Annotated in this window: 26 protein-coding genes, 1 other RNA gene and 3 pseudogenes; 21 read left to right on the forward strand and 9 right to left on the reverse strand. The window is 48.6% G+C overall.

The features are described from left to right. Positions 1–394: 394 nt before the first annotated feature. From U9O48_RS23345 to U9O48_RS09680, 4 genes and pseudogenes are all read left to right on the forward strand, one after another. Positions 395–2,170, forward strand: a complete 1,776-nt coding sequence (locus U9O48_RS23345; RefSeq protein WP_416382216.1) for a hypothetical protein — start codon at positions 395–397, stop codon at positions 2,168–2,170. A gap of 178 nt (positions 2,171–2,348) precedes the next feature. Next, a pseudogene (locus U9O48_RS09670) lies at positions 2,349–4,403 on the forward strand (Contact-dependent inhibition of growth factor CdiA); the annotation flags it as partial. 302 nt (positions 4,404–4,705) lie between these two features. After that, positions 4,706–5,446 carry a VENN motif pre-toxin domain-containing protein gene (locus tag U9O48_RS09675; protein ID WP_285150186.1) on the forward strand — a complete coding sequence of 247 codons (741 nt, stop codon included), beginning with the start codon at positions 4,706–4,708 and terminating at the stop codon, positions 5,444–5,446. A 629-nt stretch (positions 5,447–6,075) separates the two neighbouring features. After that, a complete protein-coding gene (locus U9O48_RS09680; protein ID WP_285144737.1) occupies positions 6,076–6,378 on the forward strand; it encodes a hypothetical protein in 303 nt (100 codons plus the stop codon). 45 nt (positions 6,379–6,423) lie between these two features. Here the strand turns inward: U9O48_RS09680 and U9O48_RS09685 are convergent, their stop codons facing one another. After that, complete coding sequence (locus U9O48_RS09685) at positions 6,424–6,597, reverse strand: hypothetical protein (RefSeq protein WP_285144825.1); 174 nt, start codon at positions 6,595–6,597, stop codon at positions 6,424–6,426. A gap of 18 nt (positions 6,598–6,615) precedes the next feature. Here U9O48_RS09685 and U9O48_RS09690 point away from each other — a divergent pair, with 18 nt between their 5' ends. The 6 genes and pseudogenes from U9O48_RS09690 (at position 6,616) to U9O48_RS09715 (ending at position 9,349) form a co-directional block, all read left to right on the forward strand. Continuing rightward, on the forward strand, positions 6,616–6,873 hold the full coding sequence (locus U9O48_RS09690) for a VENN motif pre-toxin domain-containing protein (RefSeq protein WP_285150187.1): 258 nt from the start codon (positions 6,616–6,618) through the stop codon (positions 6,871–6,873). Between the two features lie 443 nt (positions 6,874–7,316). Continuing rightward, the gene (locus U9O48_RS09695) at positions 7,317–7,862 is read left to right on the forward strand and encodes an immunity 42 family protein (RefSeq protein ID WP_285144736.1); all 546 of its coding nucleotides are present in this window, start codon (positions 7,317–7,319) and stop codon (positions 7,860–7,862) included. Positions 7,863–8,275: 413 nt separating this feature from the next. Beyond that, positions 8,276–8,512 (forward strand): annotated as a pseudogene (locus U9O48_RS09700) (hypothetical protein); the annotation flags it as partial. Between the two features lie 170 nt (positions 8,513–8,682). Beyond that, positions 8,683–8,919 carry a hypothetical protein gene (locus U9O48_RS09705; RefSeq protein ID WP_154929036.1) on the forward strand — a complete coding sequence of 79 codons (237 nt, stop codon included), beginning with the start codon at positions 8,683–8,685 and terminating at the stop codon, positions 8,917–8,919. Between the two features lie 69 nt (positions 8,920–8,988). Then, a pseudogene (locus U9O48_RS09710) lies at positions 8,989–9,158 on the forward strand (hemagglutinin); the annotation flags it as partial. Further along, positions 9,155–9,349, forward strand: coding sequence for a CPCC family cysteine-rich protein (locus U9O48_RS09715; RefSeq protein WP_285144735.1), 195 nt, complete (start codon positions 9,155–9,157; stop codon positions 9,347–9,349). The pseudogene U9O48_RS09710 and the gene U9O48_RS09715, both read left to right, overlap by 4 nt. Here the strand turns inward: U9O48_RS09715 and U9O48_RS09720 are convergent. Beyond that, positions 9,262–9,516 carry a hypothetical protein gene (locus tag U9O48_RS09720; RefSeq protein ID WP_285144824.1) on the reverse strand — a complete coding sequence of 85 codons (255 nt, stop codon included), beginning with the start codon at positions 9,514–9,516 and terminating at the stop codon, positions 9,262–9,264. The two genes, U9O48_RS09715 and U9O48_RS09720, sit on opposite strands and share 88 nt — an antisense overlap. 511 nt (positions 9,517–10,027) lie before the next feature. Here U9O48_RS09720 and U9O48_RS09725 point away from each other — a divergent pair. From U9O48_RS09725 to U9O48_RS09750, 6 genes are all read left to right on the forward strand, one after another. Then, a complete protein-coding gene (locus tag U9O48_RS09725; protein ID WP_285144734.1) occupies positions 10,028–10,261 on the forward strand; it encodes a polymorphic toxin type 33 domain-containing protein in 234 nt (77 codons plus the stop codon). A 9-nt stretch (positions 10,262–10,270) separates the two neighbouring features. After that, positions 10,271–10,675: a DUF4279 domain-containing protein gene (locus U9O48_RS09730; RefSeq protein WP_285144733.1), complete on the forward strand. Its 405-nt coding sequence runs from the start codon at positions 10,271–10,273 to the stop codon at positions 10,673–10,675. Positions 10,676–11,155: 480 nt separating this feature from the next. Continuing rightward, positions 11,156–11,542, forward strand: a complete 387-nt coding sequence (locus U9O48_RS09735; RefSeq protein ID WP_285144732.1) for a hypothetical protein — start codon at positions 11,156–11,158, stop codon at positions 11,540–11,542. A 300-nt stretch (positions 11,543–11,842) separates the two neighbouring features. Then, positions 11,843–12,139, forward strand: a complete 297-nt coding sequence (locus tag U9O48_RS09740; protein ID WP_285144731.1) for a contact-dependent growth inhibition system immunity protein — start codon at positions 11,843–11,845, stop codon at positions 12,137–12,139. A 1,087-nt stretch (positions 12,140–13,226) separates the two neighbouring features. Continuing rightward, positions 13,227–13,670, forward strand: coding sequence for a hypothetical protein (locus tag U9O48_RS09745; RefSeq protein WP_285144730.1), 444 nt, complete (start codon positions 13,227–13,229; stop codon positions 13,668–13,670). A 103-nt stretch (positions 13,671–13,773) separates the two neighbouring features. Continuing rightward, positions 13,774–14,148 carry a hypothetical protein gene (locus U9O48_RS09750; protein ID WP_285144729.1) on the forward strand — a complete coding sequence of 125 codons (375 nt, stop codon included), beginning with the start codon at positions 13,774–13,776 and terminating at the stop codon, positions 14,146–14,148. Between the two features lie 168 nt (positions 14,149–14,316). Here U9O48_RS09750 and U9O48_RS23350 read toward each other — a convergent pair whose 3' ends face one another. Further along, the gene (locus tag U9O48_RS23350; protein WP_390888433.1) at positions 14,317–14,520 is read right to left on the reverse strand and encodes a SymE family type I addiction module toxin; all 204 of its coding nucleotides are present in this window, start codon (positions 14,518–14,520) and stop codon (positions 14,317–14,319) included. A gap of 565 nt (positions 14,521–15,085) precedes the next feature. On the opposite strand from U9O48_RS23350, the gene U9O48_RS09760 reads away from it, so the two are divergent. The 3 genes from U9O48_RS09760 to U9O48_RS09770 all read left to right on the forward strand — a co-directional run bounded on the left by U9O48_RS09760 (position 15,086) and on the right by U9O48_RS09770 (position 17,229). Next, positions 15,086–15,292, forward strand: a complete 207-nt coding sequence (locus U9O48_RS09760) for a hypothetical protein (protein ID WP_285144727.1) — start codon at positions 15,086–15,088, stop codon at positions 15,290–15,292. 279 nt (positions 15,293–15,571) lie between these two features. Beyond that, a protein-coding gene (locus tag U9O48_RS09765) for an IS3 family transposase (RefSeq protein ID WP_285144726.1) occupies positions 15,572–16,722 on the forward strand; the annotation gives its coding sequence in 2 pieces (ribosomal slippage) (positions 15,572–15,830 and positions 15,830–16,722; 1,152 coding nt in all). 129 nt (positions 16,723–16,851) lie between these two features. Beyond that, positions 16,852–17,229 (forward strand): hypothetical protein, encoded by a 378-nt coding sequence (locus U9O48_RS09770; protein ID WP_285144725.1) that lies wholly within the window; start codon positions 16,852–16,854, stop codon positions 17,227–17,229. Positions 17,230–17,258: 29 nt separating this feature from the next. Here U9O48_RS09770 and U9O48_RS09775 read toward each other — a convergent pair whose 3' ends face one another. From U9O48_RS09775 to ydiK, 6 genes are all read right to left on the reverse strand, one after another. After that, the gene (locus tag U9O48_RS09775) at positions 17,259–17,519 is read right to left on the reverse strand and encodes a hypothetical protein (RefSeq protein WP_285144724.1); all 261 of its coding nucleotides are present in this window, start codon (positions 17,517–17,519) and stop codon (positions 17,259–17,261) included. A gap of 34 nt (positions 17,520–17,553) precedes the next feature. Beyond that, entirely contained in the window at positions 17,554–18,042 is a 489-nt protein-coding gene (locus tag U9O48_RS09780; protein ID WP_285144723.1) for an Hcp family type VI secretion system effector, read from the reverse strand. A 1-nt stretch (position 18,043) separates the two neighbouring features. Beyond that, positions 18,044–18,391 (reverse strand): putative T6SS immunity periplasmic lipoprotein, encoded by a 348-nt coding sequence (locus U9O48_RS09785; protein ID WP_285144722.1) that lies wholly within the window; start codon positions 18,389–18,391, stop codon positions 18,044–18,046. After that, positions 18,388–18,942, reverse strand: a complete 555-nt coding sequence (locus tag U9O48_RS09790) for a type IV secretion protein Rhs (protein ID WP_285144721.1) — start codon at positions 18,940–18,942, stop codon at positions 18,388–18,390. The genes U9O48_RS09785 and U9O48_RS09790 overlap by 4 nt, the downstream gene beginning before the upstream one ends. Positions 18,943–19,292: 350 nt before the next feature. Further along, positions 19,293–19,400: antisense sRNA RprA (gene rprA, locus U9O48_RS09795), an RNA gene on the reverse strand. 176 nt (positions 19,401–19,576) lie between these two features. After that, entirely contained in the window at positions 19,577–20,683 is a 1,107-nt protein-coding gene (gene ydiK, locus U9O48_RS09800) for an AI-2E family transporter YdiK (RefSeq protein ID WP_282491972.1), read from the reverse strand. Positions 20,684–20,885: 202 nt separating this feature from the next. Between ydiK and U9O48_RS09805 the strand changes: the two genes are divergently transcribed. Continuing rightward, positions 20,886–23,942: an FAD-binding and (Fe-S)-binding domain-containing protein gene (locus U9O48_RS09805; RefSeq protein ID WP_285150189.1), complete on the forward strand. Its 3,057-nt coding sequence runs from the start codon at positions 20,886–20,888 to the stop codon at positions 23,940–23,942. Next, a complete protein-coding gene (menI, locus tag U9O48_RS09810) occupies positions 23,939–24,349 on the forward strand; it encodes a 1,4-dihydroxy-2-naphthoyl-CoA hydrolase (RefSeq protein WP_285150190.1) in 411 nt (136 codons plus the stop codon). Before U9O48_RS09805 ends, menI begins: the two co-directional genes overlap by 4 nt. The last annotated feature ends 78 nt before the right edge of the window (positions 24,350–24,427 follow it).

Raw genomic sequence — 24,427 nt, forward strand, 5'->3', positions numbered from 1 at the left:
TTCGTCTGACTCGCTCACGCATAGCGGTAAAAGTAACGCGGCATCGATCCTGTTTGACGCTCACGACATCACGAACTCGGGAACGCTGGTTTCGCCGTCCCTGACTCTCAATACCTCCCGCCTTGTGAACAGCGGGCTGCTCGAAGGCAATCAGGCGCTTAACCTCAACGCCCGTGAGCTGGAAAACAGTGAAAGCGGCACGATCTACAGCGAGCATGACCTGACCCTGGACCTGCCTACGTTCAAAAACGCCGGGCTGGTCACTGTCGATGGTGAGCTGCTTCTCTCAGGCGATTCACTGCTCAACAGCGGTGAAATAAATGCCGCTCGTCTGGTCGCCAGCACTGCTCAAATTGCCAATCAGAACAACGGGAAACTGTTTGCTGATGGGCTGATGACCTTCACCAGTGATTTGCTGGAGAACAGCGGGCAGATTGCTGCGCGCAGCGTGCGAATTAACAGTCATGACGTAACCAATAGCGGAGATATACAGGGGGACGACGCGCTTTCGCTGACGGCCAATTCCATTATCAATAACGGGAAACTGCTCACCGTCGGGCCACTGAACCTGGAGAGCGCGACGTTCAACAACCTGAGCCGCGGTGTGCTGCTCAGCGCCCAAGATCTGACACTCAACGCCGACACACTAACAAATGCCGGGCTGCTGCAAGGCAAAACGCTGAACCTCGCCACCGGGGAGTGGGTCAACACCGGTAACGCGCTGAGCGAAGAAAACGCGACGTTAGCCGTCAGCCACACTCTGATTAATCAGGGCAAAATTATAGGCCAGCAAGGGCTCTATCTTATCGCGGACGAGCTGGATAACAGCGGCTGGCTGGCGGCGACCGCCGTGACGTTCTACGGTGATTTAGTCAATAGCGGGCTGATTCAGGGCGATGAAAGTCTGTTCATTGATGCCGCCAGCCTGCAAAACCAGGATTCGGGGCAGTTGCTTACCGGGGGCGCGCTGACGCTCGACGGCCAGACGTTGGTAAACCGGGGGGTAATCCAGGGGAACAGGGTAGCGCTCAATGCTCAGGACTGGATAAACCAGGGTTCGACCCAGGCGATGGATGCGCTGACCGCGCGTATCACCGCTTCTGCGAATAACAGCGGAAGCCTGCAAAGCCTGCATCAACTCGACCTGAGTGCGGCTGATATCCTTAACTCTGGCAGCCTGGCGGCGGAAGACCTCAGGCTGGTCTCTGCTTCGCTCAACAATGCCGGGCTGCTCCAGGGCAACAACGCCCTCGTGCTGGATGCGCGTAATATCAGCAACCTCAGCACCGGGAAAATCATCAGCGGTGGGGCGCTCAATCTGGTGCCTGGTAGCTTCGATAATGCTGGCCTGCTTCAGGTTAACGACGACTTTACGCTGACAGGTAAGAACTTCACTAACGAGGGTATTATCGCTGCCAACAACCTGCTGTTCACACTCAGCGGGGTGCTGACGAACGAGGCGCAGGGGCAACTGCTGGCCCGTGATACGGCCCGTTTCCACACGGAAAGTCTGTTCAACCGGGGCGTTCTGGCAGCCAATTCGCTTGAGTTTACCAACACCCTGTTCACCAATAGCGGTGTGGTGCAGGGCAATTCTGCTTTTCAACTGGAAACTCAGACGCTGGATAACCAGGCCAGCGGCCAGCTTTTGAGCGGCGGTGAACTGGCTTTACACAGTACCGAGAGCCAAAACGCGGGCGTATGGCAGGGCAAAGCAATCCATTTTGATCTGGCTTCGCTCACCAACACGGGCACCATCAATGGTGCAGACGGTGTTTATGGCCAGGTGAAGGGCGAACTGATTAATGTCGGGCAAATTTATAGCCTGAAAAATAGCGTGCTGAACGCGGATCGCCTGAGCAACAGTGGAAAAATCATCGCGGATAGCCTGTCCCTCAACGCAGGGTCACTCAGCAATAGCGGTCTGTGGCAGGGAACGAGCCGACTGGATGCGACCGCCGGTTCCTTGAGTCTCTCTCAGTCAGGCCGGGTGCTGAGCAACGGCATACTGACTCTGAACGCCAGCGATCTGAACACGGCTGGCACCGTGCAGGGCGCACAAATAAGCGCGCAGGCCAATAGCTGGCAAAACAGCGGCTCATTGCTGGGCAACGACAGCGTGCAGGCAAATATTGCGGGTACGCTTGCCAATAACCAGCGTCGGATTTGATCAACTGGGTCAGGTCGTGGCGCTGGGGAATTTGACCCTGAAATTGACCAACGCCTTTACCAGCAAAAATGTGCTGGCGGCGGGAAACTCGCTGGATATCACCAGTAATGGCGCCATTACCAACCAGAAAGTCATGCAGGGCCAGGCCGTCAACCTGAATGCGGGGGGCGTCCTGACTAACAACGGGCAACTGACCACCGGTAATGGGGCGAGCACGCTTTCAGGCAGCAATATTGTGCTGAATGCAGCGGGCTCTTTGCAGGCGGGCGGAGACGTCGCGCTGACCAGCCGAAGCAATATTACGGTAAACGGCTTTACTGGCACTAACGGAACGCTGACGCTGAACGCCGCCGGAAATATTGTGAATACCGCGCTGCTGTATGCCGGAAACAATATGTATCTGCTGGCAAAAAGCATCAAAAATAATCGCGGCGATATTCTGGCGGGCAATAGCCTGTGGATGCAGCGCGATATGGCAGGGAATGCCAATAGTGAGGTGGTGAATACGTCGGGGAATATTGAGACGCTGCGCGGGGATATTTCCATTAAGACCGGGCATTTGTTGAATGAACGGGATGGATTCTCGGCGAAGACCTTGAGCATAACTGAGAATCCTGACGGCATTAATGGCCTGGGAAATGCAACCATTGATGTACCGGTAACATTGTTACCGGACAACAGTTATGGTGTTTACAGCAGGATATCATCCATATGGAACGGTGGATCGCCGGGACGCGGTGGCGGGAGCTACGATACAACGGAATCCTGGTACTATGCGCCATGGAAAAATTCCGCTCCGGTTGAATTTATCGCTCGTCAGATCGTAATCCAGGTCACCAGCGACGGACAGGCATCGCGCATAGCTTCAGGTGCCAGTCTGAGTATTAATGCCAGTACACTGGATAACCATGCCAGTAACATTCTGGCAAACGACGACATCCTCCTTTCAGGCACAACACTTAATAACCAGAGCGCACAGGCTGGCACATTTACTGACTATGATATTTACGCCTGGTCGCCAAGTTATCTTGGTTATGCCACTTACACTGTGGATAAAATGCCAGCCAAAGATAGCGATGGCGTCAGTGTGCCGGATGCGGACTCAACACTTGCATTCGAATTAAGCGGCCATCGCTCGGAGGAAGCGGACGGCGAAATATTACGTTCCGTCATCCAGGCGGGCGGCAACGTATTAGCCAATTTCACCAACGACATCAGCAACACCTCCACCACGGCGCATATTGGCGGTAACAGCCCGACTATCCACGCCCCAACGCTCAACACCCTGAGCAACCAGACCATTGGCGACGCCACGCAGAAGCAAAATCTGGCGGGCGCCGGTTCGGTAGAAATCAACTCCCCGCAGTGGAACGACCAGCTGCAGAAAGCCCTGCAGCAAATTAGCGGTGGCAGCGGTCTCGACGCTTCCGGCGGGAGTCTTGGCCTTGCCAACTATGGCGGCCAGGGGCAGGGCAATGCCAGTCTCAGCGGTAATACGGAATTAGAAGATACGACGGCGACTGGAGGAACACTTCAGGATGCCAGCTTAGATCACCTCAACCCACACTCCGGCAACAGCGTCGATACCAGCGCTTATCCGATTCCGACCGGTAAAAATGGCTACTTTGTGGTATCCACCGATTCCACCAGCCCATACCTCATTACCGTTAACCCAAAACTCGACGGTCTTGGCAAGCTCGACCAAAGCCTGTTTGGCGATCTGTACGCAATGATGGGAATACAGCCCGGTAAAGCGCCACAGGAAACCGGCAGCACCTATACCGATCAGAACTCTTTCCTCGGCTCGTCTTACTTCCTGGAGCGGCTGAATCTGCACCCGGAATACGACTACCGCTTCCTGGGTGATGCGGCGTTCGATACCCGCTATGTGTCAAATTACGTGCTCAACCAGACCGGCAGCCGCTACATCAACGGCATCGGATCGGACCTGGCACAGATGCAATATCTGATGGATAACGCCGCCACTGCGCAAAAGGCTCTGGGGCTCCAGTTTGGTATTGCGCTGACCAGCGCGCAGATTGCCGCGCTCGACAGCAGCATCCTGTGGTGGGAAGCCGCAACGGTAAACGGCCAGACGGTGATGATCCCGAAAGTTTATCTTTCGCCAAAAGACGTCGTCGTTAATCAGGGCAGCGTGATCTCCGGCAATAATGTCGTGCTTGCGGGCGGCACGGTGACCAACAGCGGCAGCACCCTCACCGCACAACACGATAGCAGAAATATCAAATGAGCCAGAAGAGGGTTTTCGTATAGAGATATTCAGCTGTCCTAGTGGAGGGGGGTGGGTATTTGATTTTGATGATTTTCAAAAGATTATAGATCAAGCAAAAAGGAATATTATCTAATAAATATCCCGGTGACTTGGCCGGGAATATGTTTATCTGCCATGATCCGCCGTGACATACAACGTCCGTCTCCGCGCTTATACACCGGCATATCACCGGTGTCTTTCAGCGTTCCCGGAAACGTCTCCAGCCACTGGTCAGTAATCTGGGCGGGGATGGTTACAGCGGCATGGTCGGGTGGCGTAAGGATGAATACAGTTCAAATACCGAGAGTAATCAGCAAAGCACCCTGCGCAGCGACATCACCAGCCAGAAAGGCAATGTCTCCCTGCAGGCCGGGAATGATGTCTCCGTTCACGGAGCCGGTATCAGCGCCGGGAAATCACTGGTCGTCAGCGGCAACAACGTGCTGTTCGACGTCAGTGAAGACAGCCTGAAAAGCCACAGTGAATCCTCTTCAACGCAGTATGGGCTGCAGGGGCAGGTCTCCGGCTGGGCAGCCAGTGCGGCGCAGAACATTGAACGGACTGCGCGCTCGGCGCAGGATGATCGCGACCCGCGACTGACCGGGATCTATGCCACCCAGGCCGGGCTGGATGCGGCCACTCAGACCATGCAGGGCAACATGGACCCGTCCGCCTTTAAGGTGAGTGTGACCGCCACGGGGGGCACATCCTCTCAGGAGCAGGACCAGTCCAGCCGACAGCAACAGGGCACACCCTGCACGCCGGGGACTCCGTCATCATCAAAAGACGTTAAAGACCTGGATGCCAACCAGCGCACGTTTATCAGCAACCTTGCGACGGCAGGCGGTAGCGTGGGCGGAGATACATTCTCAGCGTCGAGTGGGGCAAATGCGGCGCGGGTGGAAGTAGAGAATAACTATCTGAGCAATACAGATATCACCGCTTTCACCGAAAAATATGCGGCTGCAAAGACTGATGCTGAAAAAGAGCAGCTTCTGGCCTAACTGAAAAAGCTGGACGTTGTGCAGCATACGAAGGCGCTGGCGACAGGTATCCCGGTTAACGAACAGAAAGCTGAACTTGAGAAATTAAAGATCTTAGGTGCTTCGCTAGACTGCAATACACAGTGTCAACAGCTGGTTGCCTACTCAATTTCTGAACTGGAACCTGTGGCAAATAATACGGAATTACACAAGAACAATCTGAATAAGGCAATACTGGCAGGTGTTATTTTGGTCTAACAGTTGATAAGCCAACTGCAAACAGCCCTATATCTCGGCTGACAAAAGAACAACAACAGTTAATCAGAAGTGCTGAAACTATTACAACGGCGAAAGGGATACAGAATCCGTTCCCGCGGGATTTAAATGAGAAAATCGTATGGAACCAGGTTCGGGCTAATCCGGCGGCGGTTGGGGAGCCACTCAAAGGAATGAATAGCGATCCACGCTTCCCAACATCTGCGGAATTCCAGAAGATGGAAGCAAACAAAAACTATCTGATGGCTCAACAATAACAGTGCATTATCAATATAATTCATATACTGTTAAGCTTATGATATGAAAATTACCACGCATCAGAGAAATGTTAGCGATCCAGTTAAGGTAATTAATTCTATTAAGGATGTAACCAAATGAAAATAAAAGAAAATGATGGTGCGATAATAGATGTCTATGCTATTTATTGGATAAAAGGTAAAACCTATTTTTATGGTCTAATTAAGGAATATGGTTTGTCTGTGTTTAGCGCAGATAAAGTAGAAGTTATTGACCCTACAATATCAGGCGATTTTATTTTTTTTGAGGATGGTATCTTTTTTAAGCCCCTCATAGCAGAGAGAATATTGGATGATTTGGTTGAGGGTGATCCAGAAACATACAATTGTTTTATTGAAATCCTGAAGATGGAAGGTCGGACAGATTCAAGCTGTCATTAACTGTCAGAGATCCCTGCCAAAACGCCGGGATCGTTTTATCAGCCATTACATACAGCGCCCGTTCCCACGCTTATACACCGGCACATCGGCGGTATCGTTCAGCGCTCCCAGGGACGTATCCAGCCACTGCATCATTTTCTTGCGATTGAACGGGGCGACGCTTAAGTCCTCAGCACAGCCCCACAGGTCGCGGGTGATGACGATGCAATCAGGCGTCACTCCGATCTTGCGGCCGCAGTGGGTGCCACAGCAGGCGGGGATACATTCTCAGCGTCGAGTGGGGCGAATGCGGCGCTGGTGGAGGTGGAGAATAATGCGCTGAGTGTGGCGGGTAACAAATCCCGTGCTCAGGAAATGTCTCAATGTCAGTGCGAAGTCGCCTGCGAAAAAGATGTCATTGATAAGTACAAAAAAATCAATGCTGAGCAGCATGAAAGCGTAGTTGAATGTAAAGGCGCTAAGGACTGCGTTAACAAAGCTAATGAAGTTAGCTAGTTACAAGCCGATTACTCCAGCCGTACCAATGAGCTGCTTGCTATAAACTCACTGGCGCAGGTAGCAGGAACCAGTGCGGCGGGAATAGCAGCAGGTATTGGGAAAGGAGGAAAAGGTAGTTCGTTACCTACTCCTACAATCACTTCGGCAGCGAATGGTCTGAACTATCAGTCCAACCCGAAACATACCCCAGGACAGCAAGGTTATAGCTTCAATGCTGGGACAGAACCTGTAAACTCTATCGATCTATTTAGCACGTCAGTAGCTAGTGGCAAAAAAAGGTATTCAATTGATAGTGAAGGAAATGTTCATCAATTTACAAATACAAATGATGGAACATGGCACTGGTCAGGAAGTACAGGAGATAAAACAGTTCCATTGAAAAAAAACGATATTCCAAATAATGTTAAAAAAGAGTTTGGATTGCCTGGAAAGTGGAGATAATGATGATATTTGGTAACCCGTATCATTTTGCTATTTGGACAGAGCTTGTCCCTCAGTGGAGTGAGTCATATAAGAATGGCCTTTTCCATTTAGTTATAAATGGAAATCTGTATCCGGATGATATCAGGACATCAACATTATCCAGTGATCTCTATGAGATCACTGATAGCGATTGTGCTTTAATGTCACAACCTCGAAATGATGAGCTTTTTTATTTATCTACAGAAATTGCTTTTAAGCGGATGTTTGAACTGACTTACCCTGAACCTTCTGAACAAGATGAGTATCCTGAGCAAATATTCGATTATTGCATTACGTCTTCGAATATTAGTAGTTGTGGTGGATGTTTTTTTGCCGTTTCGAACGATACCTCATTGAGAATTATTGGTGGGATAATACAACATTTAGTGAAAGATGAATGTGAAGAGATAAATTCATGGGAATATATTAAGAAACCATTTTTGCAAGATATCACTATATTAAAGAGTGATCTCAATAAAATCATGAGCAATGTAAGAGAGTATGCAGACTCTTTTTTAAAATAAATACTGAGATAGTTAAAGCTGTCGCTAGGGTCTGAAAGAGGTGAGAATGATTAGCGAAATTAGCAGCCATGTGGCGGGCATAGCGCGGACGCATGGGGTTCTGAACGCACTGAAGAAAGTCCAGAGCGAGCCGAAGGCCGTGCTGCCAGCTAATACGACAAAGAGCGGCTGGATTATCTTGCGGCTCTGCGTAACTAGCAGGCCTAAAAAGAGGAAATGCAGAAGTACGGCACCGGCAGCGATATCCAGCGCGGGTGGAGGTTGAGAATACACTCGGCGACAAACTGACTGGTAACGATGAGATCACCCGTAAGTATCTTGGACTGTTGCAGGATAAGTATGTACCGGAGACTTCATCCAACCCGAATTTGGGTAAAGACCTGGACAATGACCAGAAAGCTGAGTTAGGTGGTGTGGGTTCCGGAACGCCAGGAGGCTGGGGACCGGAAGATGAAGAGAATGGTCGAAATAATGAGGGTAATAATCCCTCACAAAAGGGAAGTAATTTTACTAACTCGGAGATTGATGATCGGATCGCATCGGCGAACAAACCGATCAATAATCAAGGAATGTCTGATGCGGCCAGGGCATGGGAAAAGCATCCTGGTAGGCCTGGAGGAACAGTCGAGCTTCTGAAGAGTAACCAAGCCCAGAAAAATGCAGCCGCGGAAAATTTTATACGGGATCTTCTAAATGACCCTAGCACGGTACGAAATGAACTATCTCGAGGTGGGATTGAATATCGTGCGTCTAATGGGTAAGGGGTTAGATTTAATCCTGATGGTTCATTCAATACCTTACTAGATCCACCGGTGAAAAAATGACTCAGAAAAAATTAGAACTTTTTTTTTCCAGCCCAATGGAATATGAGGAATTAACTCTTGAAGTTCAGTTAGATCGAGAAAGAGTGATTGAGATCAATCAAGAACAAGGGGTGGATAACCTTGAAGTTGAGCTGTTTGGAACAGACAAAGAGCATGGATTTATCGCAAAAATGCCTCTTGATGACCTGATTAATATTTTGATTGAAGCAAAAAAAACGCTTCAGAATAAGTAAGTAACTCAAATCCCGGCCACTGAGCCGGGATCTTGCTTTAACCGTCAGGCTTATCCAAACAAACGCTGGCATGACTTCGTGACAAATCCACCGGAAGGTATGTTGACCAAAACGCGCCCAAATGGTGAGACGTTGTATTAAAATCCGCAAACAAACACTTTTGCGTCCAAAGACGTTAATAGTGTCCCGAGGACAATGTTCAGGCCTGGAAGGGAATGGAGTATTGGAACAAGCAATGACAAAAAGCAAATTTTATCCTTGCCCGCGCTGCGGCAATAAGACGATAGGTGAGATTGGGAATTATGAGATTTGCCCTGTTTGCGATTGGGAAGACGATCCAGTTCAGTCGTCAGATCCGGACTTTCCAGGCGGAGCGAACACGTTGAGTCTCCTGGAAGCTCGAAAGGAATTTTTACTCAAATCCAAATAAAGTGTAAATCCCGCCCTTTTCCGGCGTGATTTCTTTCCTCTTGCTTTCTCTTCCACCGAGTGGACGCCAGTTTTGCGTACCGCTTCGCGATTTTTGGAAATATTAGTCAAAGTTTCAGAATCTGTTTTGGCAATAGCGACTTCTGGCTTAATATTTGTGGCAGCCATTTTCAACTCCTGTAAGTTGCTTGTGGTTAGCGGCGTAGAAGTGTTGGTAGTACTTCTACGCCGCGCTCTTTAATAAATTAAATTATCTTGTACGTTACTTAACTGTTACGGGCTTTCAGCTATTTTTCTGTTCCCATTATACATCGCTGAATAAAAACATAGCACCTGATAAGTAGGCAATGTTAAAAGTAGCGAGAACGCATCAGGAAATAATACAACTTCATGTAACGTTTTATTATAAAAATATTAGCTCAAACGCTAACCCGTAATTTGGCTTCCGGCGAGTTTGGGCCCAAAACCCGCATTCCGGACTACAGCTTGTTCATAACTCACCCCCGAAAGCAACAGCCTGTACCTGGTGGAGACCTATCCGTGCTTCACCAACAAGAAGCAGTGGTTAAGCTCCGATTACATGATACGGGACCAGGTCATACAGGTGGGGATCAAACTGTAGATCAATTGCCTAGTAATACGGGTAATAACAGAAGGTGCTCTCGAACTGCCAAATCATATGACAAGTGATGGGCATGATAATGAGGCAGACAAACCATCTAATATCAAAATGGCAGATGATAATTTTTTGAAAAATAATGGTGTAGATGCTCATGCTTTGAAAGATGATTTTTTAGGCAATGGTAAAAATTCTAATTATGATATCTATGTAGATAGAGACTCTGGACAACTTTGGATCTTTAAGAAAGGTAGAAAGGGGGATGGTATACCAACAGGTGAGTACATTAAGTAGGGTTTAATTATGAATAAAACAACAGTAATGGCATATTTTTCTATTTATGGTGACTGCTTTGATACTGATTATGTTACGCAAGAAATGTCCCTGACGCCCACAGAAGTAAGGCTGAAAGGGAACATTCCGAATGGAAAAAAAAGGCCAAGTGTTGAGACTAGTTGGAAATTGTCTACGTTTGATGAAGAATCAAATGATGTTAATATACAGTTAGATAAAATAATAAATCTGCTTGAGGGTAAAGAGAGTCAATTAAAATGTATAAAGAATAAATATGAAGTTAGTTTCACTTTTACGTTAGTGATTAAGATAGAGAATGGTGAAAAACAAGGCATGCATTTTAATGCAAAAAAAATAGATTTTATAAATGAAGTTGGCGCCGAAATAGATATTGATTTATATATCTATAGTTAAGATTTATTTAAAGTGACTAAGAAACAACTCCAGCCTTTTTGTTGTGGTTGTTTTTTTGCCACTTGACCAATATTAGCATCACCAGTGGTTTTTCAGGTGTCGAATGGGCATGAGAGAGCAGATCACCTCTTACGGCAGTGCGAGCTCAGGTACACGCAGGTGACTGGGCACCGGAGGATGAGGAAAAGGCACGAGGCGAGCAAAGTCAACTGTTGATGATTTAATGTCTTCATCATCAAAGGGTCAAGAAACAAAGTGACAAATCAAAGCTTTTGAAAGAACAGTCGGGAATAATGCTGCTAACAAAGTGTTTGATTCATTAGCATTTCGAGATATTAAAGAGATTCCAGGTGGTCAGGCGGGAAAATTCCTGATAGTCGAGCTGTTATTGTTCGCTAACTCAGCACTGACGGAAGATCAACATTAGAAATCCCGTCGGGCAATAACAGGAGCAAATTTGAATATAATGAGTGATGGTATATGACTGAGACATTGGTACATATTTCCTACGGCATAAATCATTCCCAGATAAATCAATTAGTTGATTTTAGGTATTTATCTGGAATCCTGGAGCTGTTTTTAGCTTCTGGCAGTGCTGATGAAATGAACGAAATCCGTGTTGTATTTGATTGGGTGCATTCTTTCCGCGTTACTGACGAAGGTGATCTGTTAAAAATGCAAGATGACTTGAATGGTCAGATGGTTACAGGAATCTACAAAGTGGAAGGATCTCACTATTTAGCATGGTTTAACGAACAAAGTGCTAATACCCATGACGGAGATAACATAACTCATTATTTAATAGTGACAGATGATGATGTGATTGATGTTCTGTCTTCCGTTAGTCCAACAATATCATGTTACTGAAAATAATTTGACCTGCGATCCCCCACTTACCGTAATGACAAAGGGCGCGAAGGTATATGGATTTTATCCATCGTCAACTGGTGTTGGGATCTCTGGTGCTGAATCTGGTGTACCGTCTACCTCTGTGTCAGTAAATGGTAAAATCATTTCTAAGCTTGATTGTCAATCCTCTGCTGCTATCGGCATTAGCGTTACTCGCGGCTCAACAAGTGCTGTACTTGCAACATATGCCAGAATCATCATTTGAAGAGATGCTTCAATGCCTGGCGGCTATAAAATTATTACAGGATGCCCAACACAATGAATATTCGCGAAAAATACCCATATCTAACATATTTCTTAAGATGTTATTTTAACCAAGATTTTGAGGTGCTCTTTGGGAATGCAGATGAAACATTGACTGCTTACAAAACTACTGAAACTGTTGAAGAGCAGTTGCAGTTGAAAGTTGAAATAGATTATTTGCTGGATCTTTCTCTATCAGATAATGAATTACAGGACTTGCTGCTTAACGAAATTGATTGTGGCTATTACTACCCTAACGAATGGCCTTCGTCTGAAGAATGGCTGAAACATATAAGTAAGCAAATAAAATGATCAATCCCGGCCATCGCGCCGGGATTTTCTTGTCTGCAGAATAAGCCAAATGTACGCATCCAATATTCTTGTATCGGCTGCACATTTAGATTGGGATTTGTTGTAGTTGCTCTTTAATATTATCTGGAAAATATCATAACGATCTGAAAATAAATGAATTTATTGATGCCCTAATTAGTTATGATAAAGATGGTATGAAAATATCAGAATGGAATGCTGACACTGAAAAGTGTTATTTATTTTTTACAAGAGAATCAAATAAATAGAAGAATCCCAACCCTTATGGCGTAGTCGAGATTCTTTACCCCATTCAACTAACAATCTCGAGCCTAATACTGTTTATGGTGTTTATGATGGAGTCGCTCAGAAAATCGGTGGTTATTGTACGACGAAAAAACCATCAGATTCTGTCCAATCAATTATTGATAGCGCTCTTAACCCTCAATGGGGAAATACAGCGACAAAAGTAATAAAAATTGAGGTGCCTGCAGGGCCTAAATATTATGAAAGCATTTCACCACCTCCAGAGGATTAGTTGGTAGGGGAATTCAAGTTCTCTTCCCGAAAGATGGTAAAATTGAATTTTCTTGGATAAAAAAATGAATGAGTGTGGTTGGGAAGTCATCGACGCATTTTCATCTCCATATGAATATGAACGCTTTGAAATATGGATTGATGATCAAGGTAAAAATGGAAGGGTAATCCAGGTCCCCGTTCAGGAAAAATATGCCGGCTGGGGTTTTGAAGAGAAGTGGTTCATCTGTTTGAAGTCATGTGATACCTGGAGACTGGTTGCCCCTCAAACTCCCTTTCTCCGCTACTGGGGGCCGATATAGGGTTTCAATTTCCTGAAATCGATTCTTGACGGGGCGTAGGTCAATGGCGGATAAAGGCAGCCTCGATACCGGGACGCCGGGCTTTAGCAACCTGCACAACGAAGCCGATCTCAAAACCCAGCACTAGGGCATCAGCCTGAGCGGCAGTGGCAACACGGAAAGTACTACTGCTAGTGGCGGGAACACAACCTCAACACCGAAAGGTGAGCAGAATAAACTGAGTACAATAAAATGATTAAAGGAAAATAGTAATGAATAAGCTACGTATATCTTTAATCGAAGGTTCGTTACTAGATGATTTTCAGCTGATTGATATTTCAGTTATAAGTAATAGGGGAAGGGAGGCTATTTTTCAAGGGGAAATAGATCTGTCTGAACTAATCAGCTGGCTCATAGAAAATGAACATGAAATTAAGTCGATGGATATACCAATCAACAGAAAAGGTAGTGGGTCATTAGCTAGAAAAATACGACATTTTTATGAAAATATGGATAAGACACATGATGTCGTTGTTGATGCAATGTTTGAATATCGTTCTAATCATTGTCTCCGATTTGCAAGTCGTGGCACTAATTTTCCTGAGATCTATATTGGGAAGTCAAAACATAATTATGAAATATCCCTTTCGGATAATGATAGCGAATGGATGTACTTTATTGATATAGAAGATTTTTTTAATCATCTAAATAACTAGATTCGGCCCCTCCTTAAGAGGTTAGGATTATTTCCTCGGTCATTCGGCAAGTTGTCGGAATTTGATGGAGGAAAGATATGCAAAATGCTGTGAAAGGAAAGTAATGACAAGGTTACTAAATGATTATATAGGCGTTTTTACTCAGCGATCAGAGCATATAAAAAATGCAGTAAATCGGTGTGTCGAATATTGGGCCCCTGAACAAGTGCCGCTAATTTTACTGTTATCAACTGTAGGTAAGGCACTTATAAAACAGTTAGATGTACTTAGCGAGAATGAGAAAACTGTACTATTCCAGCATATAGAAGATGGCATGCGATCTGATGAAGATGAGTTAGCCACCGCCGTAGCAACTGGTTTAGTTGAGTCTCTAGTAACTGCATCAGATGGAAATGATGAGCTATGGAGAGCTATCGAGAGGTATCTTGGTAGGGAATCGAATAAACATGCCGTTGCCTGGAAAAATTTCGGACAATAAATCAAGATCCCGGCCAATTCGTCGGGATCTTTTTATCTGTCCTGATTTGCCGTTACATACAGCGCCCGTCCCTGCGCTTATACACCGGCACATCGGCAGTGTCATTCAGCGCTCCCAGAAACGTCTCCAGCCACTGCACCATTTTCTTGCGGTTGACGGAGGCGACGCTTAATCCCTCGGCGCAGCCCAGAGTTCGCGGATGTTCTGGGCGGTGATAACGATGCAGTCTGGCATCACCCGGATCTTAACGGGCATTCCGTCAGTAAACCCCGCCAGAGCCAGCCACTCACCAAGTAAAAACAGCGCGTAATGGACGGCCCGGCGATAGAATTCACGGTGTGTTGCTGGAACGAATCCTGGAGATGCAGTCAACGACGCGAACCAGACAATGGCTTCGGCCTAGGACAAGAAGCTGAAGGAAATAGGCGGATCTTTAGGCGTAGCCACCCAATGCTCCTTCGGTCGTGCATGTACGTCAGAGGACGATGAGAAACAAAACCAGGCGAATATTGGCAAGGATATGTCTGATGCCGATAAAGCTGAGCTGGGTGGTACGGGTTCAGGAACTCCGGGAGGCTGGGGCCGGAAGATGAGGAAAATGCGAGGAATAATGATCCTCATAGTTCTACTAGTGCAAGAGATCTAAATTCCGAGTTGGTCGGTGAGGAAATAGCCAATGGGCACGCATTCGATAAACATGTTATCGAGCAAAGCGAGTTCAAAGAGTTAGGGATCTCAACTAAAGAGCAGTTTGCTGCTCATATAGAAAAAGTAGTAAAAAATCCAACCTCAAGTAAAAACTTCAGTGGCGGTCGTACAGCATATTGGGATGAACCATCAGGCACTGTTGTCATCCGCAATCCTAAATCGGCAGATGGTGGGACTGCGTTCAGGCCCACTAATGGCAGAGCTTACTATGATAATTTAAGGTGATTTTATGGAATTAGTGAATCTGGAAGGGCGTAGTGCTCTCGTGGCATTAAATGAATCTGAATTGTTGATATTAAATTCGGCTCTTAACGAAATCTGTAATGGCATCGATGTTCAGGAATTTGATACCCGAATAGGTTCTTCTAAAGAGACTGTTGCAGAGCTATTAGGGAAAATCGGCAATGTGTTAGACCAAATAGAATCATCTAACTAAATTATGATCCCGGCCAAGTCACCGGGATCTTTTTATCTGTCACGATCCGTCGCTACTTACAGCGCCCGTCCCCGCGCTTATACACTGGCACATCGGCGGTATCGTTCAGCGTCCCCGGAAACGTCTCTAGCCACTGCACCATCTTATTGCGGTTGTCCGGGCGACGCTTAATTCCTCGGTGCAGCCCCACAGTTCGCGGGTGGAGGTTGAGAATAATGATCTTACCCAGTATTAGTGGACACACGACTAAGTGAGTAAACTCTCAACCAGAGGTGACTCATGACAAAACCAGTATCAACCAGCAAAAAGCCCCGTAAGCAACACACACCTGAATTCCGCCAGGAAGCCCTGAAACTCGCGGAACGTATTGGCGTTGCCGCCGCAGCCCGTGAGCTCAGCCTGTATGAATCTCAACTGTATGCCTGGCGTAGCAAACAGAAACAGCAGCTGACTTCCACCGAACGCGAGAGCGAACTTGCCGCAGAAAATGCCCGCCTTAAACGCCAGCTGGCTGAACGTGACGAGGAGCTGGCCATTCTCCAAAAGGCCGCGACATACTTCGCGAAGCGCCTGAAATGAAGTATGTCTTCATCGAAAAGTATCAGGCTGAATTCAGCATTAAAGCCATGTGTCGTGTGCTTCGGGTTGCCCGCAGCGGCTGGTATGCCTGGCGTCTGCGCCGCCATCAGCCCGGTCCGCGCCAGCAGTTCCGGCTCATCTGTGATGCTGCTGTCCGTCAGGCATTCACTGAGGCAAAACAGCGTTATGGTGCGCCTCGTCTCGCTGACGAACTACCGGAGTACAACATCAAAACCATTGCTGCCAGCCTGCGTCGTCAGGGACTGCGGGCGAAAGCCACCCGGAAGTTCAGCCCGGTCAGCTATCGTGCACATGGTCTGCAGGTATCGGAGAATCTGCTGAAGCAGGACTTCAGTGCCGACGGTCCGAACCGGAAGTGGGCAGGTGACATCACGTATCTGCGCACGGACGAAGGCTGGCTCTATCTGGCAGTAGCCATCGACCTGTGGTCACGCGCCGTTATTGGCTGGTCGATGTCGCCACGTATGACGGCGCAACTGGCCTGCGATGCGCTTCAGATGGCGCTGTGGCGGCGTAAACGGCCGCAAAATGTCATCGTTCACACCGACCGTGGCGGCCAGTACTGTTCAGCGGATTATCAGACATTACTGAAACGCCATAATCTACAGGGGAGCATGAGCGCAAAAGGTTGCTGTTATGACAATGCTTGTGTGGAAAACTTCTTTCACTCATTGAAAGTGGAATGTATCCACGGAGAACGTTTTGCCAGCCGGGAAATAATGCGGACGACGGTGTTTAATTATATCGAGTGTGATTACAATCGCTGGCGTCGCCACAGTGCGTGCGGCGGTCTCAGCCCTGAACAATTTGAAAACCAGAATCTCGCTTAGGACTGTGTCCACTTTACGTGGGTAAGATCAAAGGTAAGAAAAGAGATTGAAAAGGAAACGAGGAAACTAGCAGCCATTCAGAAGAAAGAAGATAAAAGGATTGAAAAGAGGAATAAACAGCTTGCTAGATTGAAGAAGGTTGAAGAACGACGATTAGAGAAAGAAAAGATTAAACTAGCTAATGCTCAAAAAAGAGCGATAACAAGAGATGAAAACATTAAAAGAAAAATAGAGGAAGATAAAAATAGAAAGCTTGCATGGGAAATCAAGCTAGCTGAAATTGCTGCTTATGAAGAAGATGCTAAAAGGGAGAAAATTAAAAGCTACACCCCTTTCTATCCTACTGGAGAGAAGAAGATTAAATTCTTAACGTGGGATAAGGTGCATAAATCCTATAGAGTTCAGCGTAAAATAGAACAGAAGCTTTGTAAGTATGGAAAGTTTCGAAACTATGAAGATGCCGTAGCCCGAATAGAAGAATGTGAAACTAACAATTGGTATCAGTGAGAAGAAGCCCCGCTAGGGGCTTTGCTCTATTATAATTTCTTCTGTTTTCTTATCTCTACTAATTCTCTGTGCATTGCTTCCATAAGCCTACGATTTTCTTTCATCCTCTCAAATGGGAAACGGATTATCCTGTATACAATTAAAACGGCTATGATAGCTATTACTAGCAGAACAATGAATAGAATAATACCTCCTATCCACTTTCCTATAGTCCACCACACACTTGCATCTACATCACCACCAAAAACAATCATCACTGCTCTGATAGCAGCATAGAACATTTCAGCCATTTATAATCCCTTACATCCCATCCATTATGAATTGTTATTTCTTCTCTTCCTTCTTCATCCATGAATCCCCGTATTTAATTACCCCTTCTATATAATGCCATTCAATACCCCTAGATCTTAATGAAACAGTTTCAAGCATATTAGGGCTGTTAGAGCCTGGAATGTATGTGTGATTAGCAGAGACGCCCATCACTACAACACTCTCAAGAGTAATTCTATATACTTCACGCTCTATACCAGCTTCATTAATGTCATAATACCTAATCTCTGCTTTCTGTAATCTTCTGCTTTCACAGACACACACAGCTAGATAAGGGCTTGCTTTGTCTATCTGCTTATGAATTACAAAGGGGCTATGCTGTCTTGTTCCTGTCATGCTTCCTGTGTGGCTGTCTACGTTCTGATATACACCATAGCTGCTACTCATTACTTCTATAGCGCCCTCTCTACCTAATGCTTTACACCCTCCATCTACTAACATTCCATTTTCATCGTATAAAAACATATAAGCCGGTAATGACATTTTAATTACTCCCAAAATCTAATAAATGACCATCATTATCAATGATGAAAGAATATTGATAGTTTTCATTATTCAGTGAATAAGTAGCGGAATACAGCACACCCTTTTCTAATTTCACTATGAAGCAGGTGTGAGGATATGAAAGGTTAACATGTTCATCAGCTATTAGCCTCTGATAGGCTTTACCATTGTTTGCAAGTGAGTAGCGTGTTAACACTTCTTCTTTCTTAACAGTGAAGCAGACAGTATCACCATCTATATAGATAGGTTTCCATTCACCAGCCCCTAACTTTTCCCCTCTAGGGCAACCAGCAAGGAGAAGAACAAAGGGAATTAAGATCCTCTTCATTGTGGGAAACTCCCTAACACCCTTTGATATTGGTTCATTAATTCCAATTCAGAAATAGAAGGGTCGTAGTCTCTAAGCTTTATCAGATAGCTATTCCTGAAAAAGCCGTAGGTTTTTAATAGCCAGTAATCACTAACTATACAAGCTTGCTGCTCCATTGAATAATCGCTGAGAGTAGCCTTGTCTAGGCTATAGCTATAATCAGCAGCCCATGAGAAAGCGCCTCTAGTCTTTACCCACATTCCCCTTTGCTTTTGCCATACGTGCATCATTTCGTGAAGAAAGATGTGCTGCTGTCCTATCCTGTCCCTTTTCGGCATTGAAAAATCATCTTCATAGACACCTTCTTGAAACCAGATTTCCCCGTTAGGAGTCATAGCCGTATTGTTATTTTGAAGATTAAAGGGTAGGTAGCTCCCTCTGTGAATCCATACCTGATTGTAATGAATGCTGAAGCCATAGAGAGAACTGGCTAGATTGATTTCACCTAGCTTCATAAGGCGTAGGCCGCCCGTCCCTATGCCTGTATCTTTCACTGTCCAGTCATACATAAACCCTCCTTAGTGAAGGGGCAATGTTAGCATTATCAGCAACAGGATCAATTATTTAGATGATGAATGAATTAGAGGGATTGATAAAGAAAAGCCCCTACAGAGAGGGGCAATTATTACAGAAGAGGAGGAGCGAAAGAGCGCTCTAATTCTGCTGAACGGGAAGTAAAGCAGAGCGCACATTCTACAGGAAAACACGGTCAATACACCTATAAAGAAACAATAATACATACTTCTAATTATGTGAATTATAAGGATATTTTCATCAGAGTATTTTTACGCAAAGACACGATTAATACACAAAGAGTACACTGAGTGCTCACCACATTTTGTAAACCACTGTTTTTAAGCGAAAAAAAAGCCCTTCGTGGGAGAAGGGCAAAGACTACACACAGCAATTCGTTGTTTCACTCAGGGGATTTCCATGCTTATAAATCAATGTGTTGATTCATAACCGTGACTTAATAGTAGGTCATGCGACGTTTTTGCGTCGATCAGATTCGTCTCAATAGTTTAAGAACCATGAAGATTTTGCGAGGTGAATGGCGCAGCGAAGCGGGGTGGGGCTGAGAAAAGTCTTAATACAGATTAGGCGTGCTTAAGTATCAGGCGGGTTACCCCGCCTGTGGTTCAATTACTGCTTATTCTTATCTTCGAGTTCGTGAAGCACCACATCCGGGTCTGTTGCTGGCGGCGGGATCTCATGCACCCACGCGGAGAACAGACGCCAGGTCACGGCGAGTAGCACAGGGCCAATAAACAGCCCGATCATGCCAAAGGCAATCAATCCGCCGATCACGCCGGAGAGAATCAGAATCAGCGGTAAGTCTGCGCCCATGCGGATCAGCATCGGGCGAATCACGTTATCCATGGTGCCCACCACGCAGCTCCACACCAGCAGCACCGTGCCCCAGGTGGTATCGCCGCTCCAGTAGAGCCAGATAATGCAGGGGATTAACACCAGCAACGGCCCGAGTTGCACCAGACAGGTGAGGATCATGATGACGGTGAGAATGGTCGCGTACGGCACGCCGGTAATCGCAAGCCCTAGCCCGCCGAGCACCGCCTGCACCAGCGCGGTCACCACCACACCCAGTGCCACCGCGCGCACGGCTTGTGCCGCCAGCAGCACTGCCGCATCACCGCGACTCCCCGCGAGGCGCGTCGCAAAATGACGCACGCCATGCGCAACTTGTTCACCGCGCCAGTAAAGCAGGGCGCTGAAGAGCAGCATCAGAGTACAGTGCATCATAAAGTGGCCGATATTGGCCGCCTGGGCGATAAACCAGGTGGTCGTCGTGCCGACGTACGGACGCACTTTCGCCATGATTGCGCTGCCGCCCATCTCCAGCAGACTGTGCCAGCCGCTGTAAAGCTTCGCGCCGACCAGCGGAATGCTGTTCAGCCACGCCAGATCCGGCACGGTCATCTCACCGCTGGTGATCCCGCGGATCACCGGTCCGCTGGTGTCGACAAGGCTGTTAATCAGCAGCGCGATGGGAATGATAAAGACCAGGAACAGCAGCAACGTCATGACCAGCACCGCCAGGGTGCGGCGGCCGAACAACAGCTTCTGCAAACGTAAGAGCAGCGGCCAGGTGGCGACAACCACCGTGCCCGCCCATGCAAATCCGAGGATGAACGGACGAACTATCCACAGACACGCAATAATCATGATGGCTAAGAACAGCACCGACAGCAGTATTTGCGCAACGTCCCTGGGCTGACGAGAAGTGACCATAAATGAAATTTACCTTAAATGAAGACCAGACTGTCTGGTCGAAACAGAAAACCGCATCCCTTAATCATTAGTGATTTCAGCGGTTTTTGACAGGCGAATTCTGCCCGTAATTCTGCTGGGCGTATAAGAAAAAAATGTGATACAACAATTCAAAGGCAAGCACAACGCAAACGATAAACAACTCTAATTAGGGTCTTCCGTAATGATCCCATTGATTTCTCAGGCACCCGGCGTCGTTCAGCTGGTGCTGACTTATTTGCAAGCACTGGAGCAGCAGGGTTTTACAGGTGATACCGCCACCAACTATGCCGACAGGCTGACGATGGCGACAGACAACAGTATCTATCAGTTACTTCCCGATGCCGTCGTATTTCCTCGCTCGACCGCCGATGTGGCCCTGCTTTCCCGGCTGGCGGCGCAGGAGCGTTTCGCCTCGCTGGTCTTCACCCCGCGCGGTGGCGGAACCGGCACCAATGGTCAGGCCCTGAATCAGGGCATCATCATTGATATGTCGCGTTACATGAATCGTATCATTGAGATCAACCCGGAAGAGGGCTGGGTACGCGTCGAAGCGGGGGTGATCAAAGATCAGCTCAACCAGTTCCTGAAACCTTACGGCTACTTCTTCGCCCCGGAATTATCCACCAGTAACCGCGCCACCCTGGGCGGGATGATTAACACCGATGCCTCCGGCCAGGGTTCGCTGGTGTACGGCAAAACCTCCGATCACGTGCTCGGCGTGCGTGCGGTACTGCTCGGCGGCGACATTCTCGATACCCAGGCGGTGCCGGTGCAACTGGCCGAAACCCTTGGACAAGATAACACGGCGGTCGGGCGCATCTATCGCAGCGTGCTCGACAGCTGTCGTGACAACCGCCAGCTGATTCTGGATAAATTCCCGAAACTGAACCGCTTCCTGACGGGCTACGATCTGCGCCACGTCTTTAATGACGACCTCAGTGAGTTCGACCTGACCCGCATTCTGACCGGCTCCGAAGGGACGCTGGCCTTTATCACCGAGGCGCGTCTGGATATCACCCGGCTGCCAAAAGTGCGCCGTCTGGTGAACGTCAAATACAACTCCTTCGATGCCGCCCTGCGCAACGCGCCTTTTATGGTCGAGGCGCGCGCCCTGTCGGTGGAAACCGTCGACTCGAAAGTGCTTAATCTGGCGCGAGAAGATATCGTCTGGCACTCAGTCAGCGAGCTGATCACCGACGTGCCGGATAAAGAGATGCTCGGCCTGAACATCGTGGAATTTGCTGGCGATGATGCGGAACTTATCGACTCACAGGTGCAGACGCTCTGCGCCCGTCTCGACGAACTGATCGCGCAGGGCGAGGGCGGCGTGATTGGCTGGCAGCTGTGTAACGATCTCTCAGGCATTGAGCGCATCTACGCGATGCGTAAAAAAGCGGTCGGCCTGCTGGGGAACGCCAAAGGGGCAGCCAAACCGATCCCGTTTGCGGAAGACACCTGCGTGCCGCCGGAACATCTGGCGGATTACATCGTCGAGTTTCGCGCATTACTCGACAGCCACGGCCTGAGCTACGGCATGTTTGGCCACGTCGATGCGGGCGTGCTGCACGTGCGTCCGGCGCTGGATATGTGCGACCCGCAGCAGGAGATGCTGATGAAGCAGATCTCCGACGACGTAGTGGCGCTGACGGCAAAATACGGCGGCCTGCTGTGGGGCGAGCACGGGAAGGGCTTCCGCGCGGAGTACAGCCCGGCGTTCTTCGGCGAGCAGCTGTACGGCGAACTGCGCAAAATCAAAGCCGCGTTTGACCCTAATAACCGTCTTAACCCCGGCAAAATCTGCCCGCCTGCGGGCGTGGACGATCCGATGATGCAGGTCGACGCGATAAAACGCGGCACTTATGACCGACAAATTCCGATTGCCGTGCGCTCATCCTGGCGCGGGGCGATGGAGTGTAACGGCAACGGCCTGTGCTTTAACTTCGACGTGAAAAGCCCGATGTGCCCGTCGATGAAAATCACCAGCAACCGCATCCATTCCCCAAAAGGGCGAGCGACGCTGGTGCGCGAGTGGCTGCGTCTGCTGGCCGATCGCGGCGTCGATCCGCTGAAGCTGGAAAACGATCTGCCGGAAAAACGCGCCAGCCTGCGCACGCTGATCGAACGTTCCAGGAATAGCTGGCATGCCAGTAAAGGCGAGTACGATTTTTCCCACGAAGTGAAAGAGGCGATGTCCGGCTGTCTGGCCTGTAAAGCCTGCTCGACGCAATGCCCGATCAAAATCGACGTGCCAGAGTTCCGCTCGCGCTTCCTGCAGCTGTATCACTCCCGCTATCTACGCCCGGTGCGCGATCACCTGGTGGCGACGGTCGAAAGTTATGCCCCGCTGATGGCGCGTGCGCCGAAGACCTTCAACTTTTTCATTAATCAGCCGCTGGTGCGCAAGCTTTCCGAAAAGCATATCGGGATGGTCGATCTACCGCTGCTCTCCACGCCATCGCTGCAGCGTCAGCTGGTCGGCCACCGGTCGGCCAATATGACCCTGGAACAGCTCGAGGCCCTGAGCGACGAGCAAAAAGCCAAAACCGTGCTGGTGGTGCAGGACCCGTTCACCAGCTATTACGACGCGCAGGTGGTGGCCGATTTTGTCCGTCTGGTGGAGCGCGTCGGCTATCAGCCGGTGGTCCTGCCATTCTCGCCGAACGGCAAGGCGCAGCACATCAAAGGCTTCCTGAATCGCTTTGCGAAAACGGCGCAGAAAACGTCGGACTTTTTGAACCGCATCGCGCAGCTGGGCATGCCGATGGTGGGCGTCGATCCGGCGCTGGTGCTCTGCTATCGCGATGAGTACAAACAGACGCTGGGCGATAAGCGCGGGGATTTCAGCGTGATGCTGGTGCATGAATGGTTGCCTGCCGCGCTGCAAACTGCGGCGGCGAAAGAGGTGAGCGGTGAAGCCTGGTATCTGTTCGGACACTGTACGGAAGTGACGGCGCTGCCGGGCGCACCGGCGCAGTGGGCGTCTATTTTTGCCCGCTTTGGCGCGAAGCTGGAAAACGTCAGCGTCGGCTGCTGCGGGATGGCCGGGACCTACGGTCACGAAGTGAAAAACCACGCTAACTCGCTGGGGATCTACGAATTGTCATGGCATCAGGCGATGCAACGCCTGCCGCGCAACCGCTGTCTGGCAACGGGCTATTCCTGTCGCAGCCAGGTGAAACGCGTGGAAGGCAGCGGCGTTCGCCATCCACTGCAGGCATTACTGGAGATTATGGGATGATCTGGAAACGTACCGCATCGCTTGAGGCGCTCAACGCCATGGGCGAGGGGAATATGGTCGGTTTGCTCGATATTCAGTTTACGCGTATCGGCGAAAATGACCTCGAAGCCACTATGCCGGTGGACAGCCGCACGCATCAGCCGTTTGGCCTGCTGCACGGCGGCGCGTCGGTGGTGCTGGCGGAAACGCTGGGCTCGGTGGCGGGTTATCTCTGTACCGAGGGCGAGCAAAAAGTGGTGGGGCTGGAGGTCAATGCCAACCACATTCGTTCCGTGCGCAGCGGGCGCGTGCGCGGAGTGTGTCGTGCGCTGCACGCAGGCAGTCGCCATCAGGTGTGGCAGATCGACATTTTCGACGAGCAGGAACGACTGTGCTGCTCGTCGCGACTCACCACGGCGGTGGTTTAAATAAAGGTAAACATCTGAGAGGAATTGTCTTTGGTCAAAAATTGGTCAGTCAGACGTGCTATACTGGTCAGGTTTTGT

Source organism: Lelliottia sp. JS-SCA-14 (assembly GCF_035593345.1).
GTDB lineage: Bacteria > Pseudomonadota > Gammaproteobacteria > Enterobacterales > Enterobacteriaceae > Enterobacter > Enterobacter wanjuensis.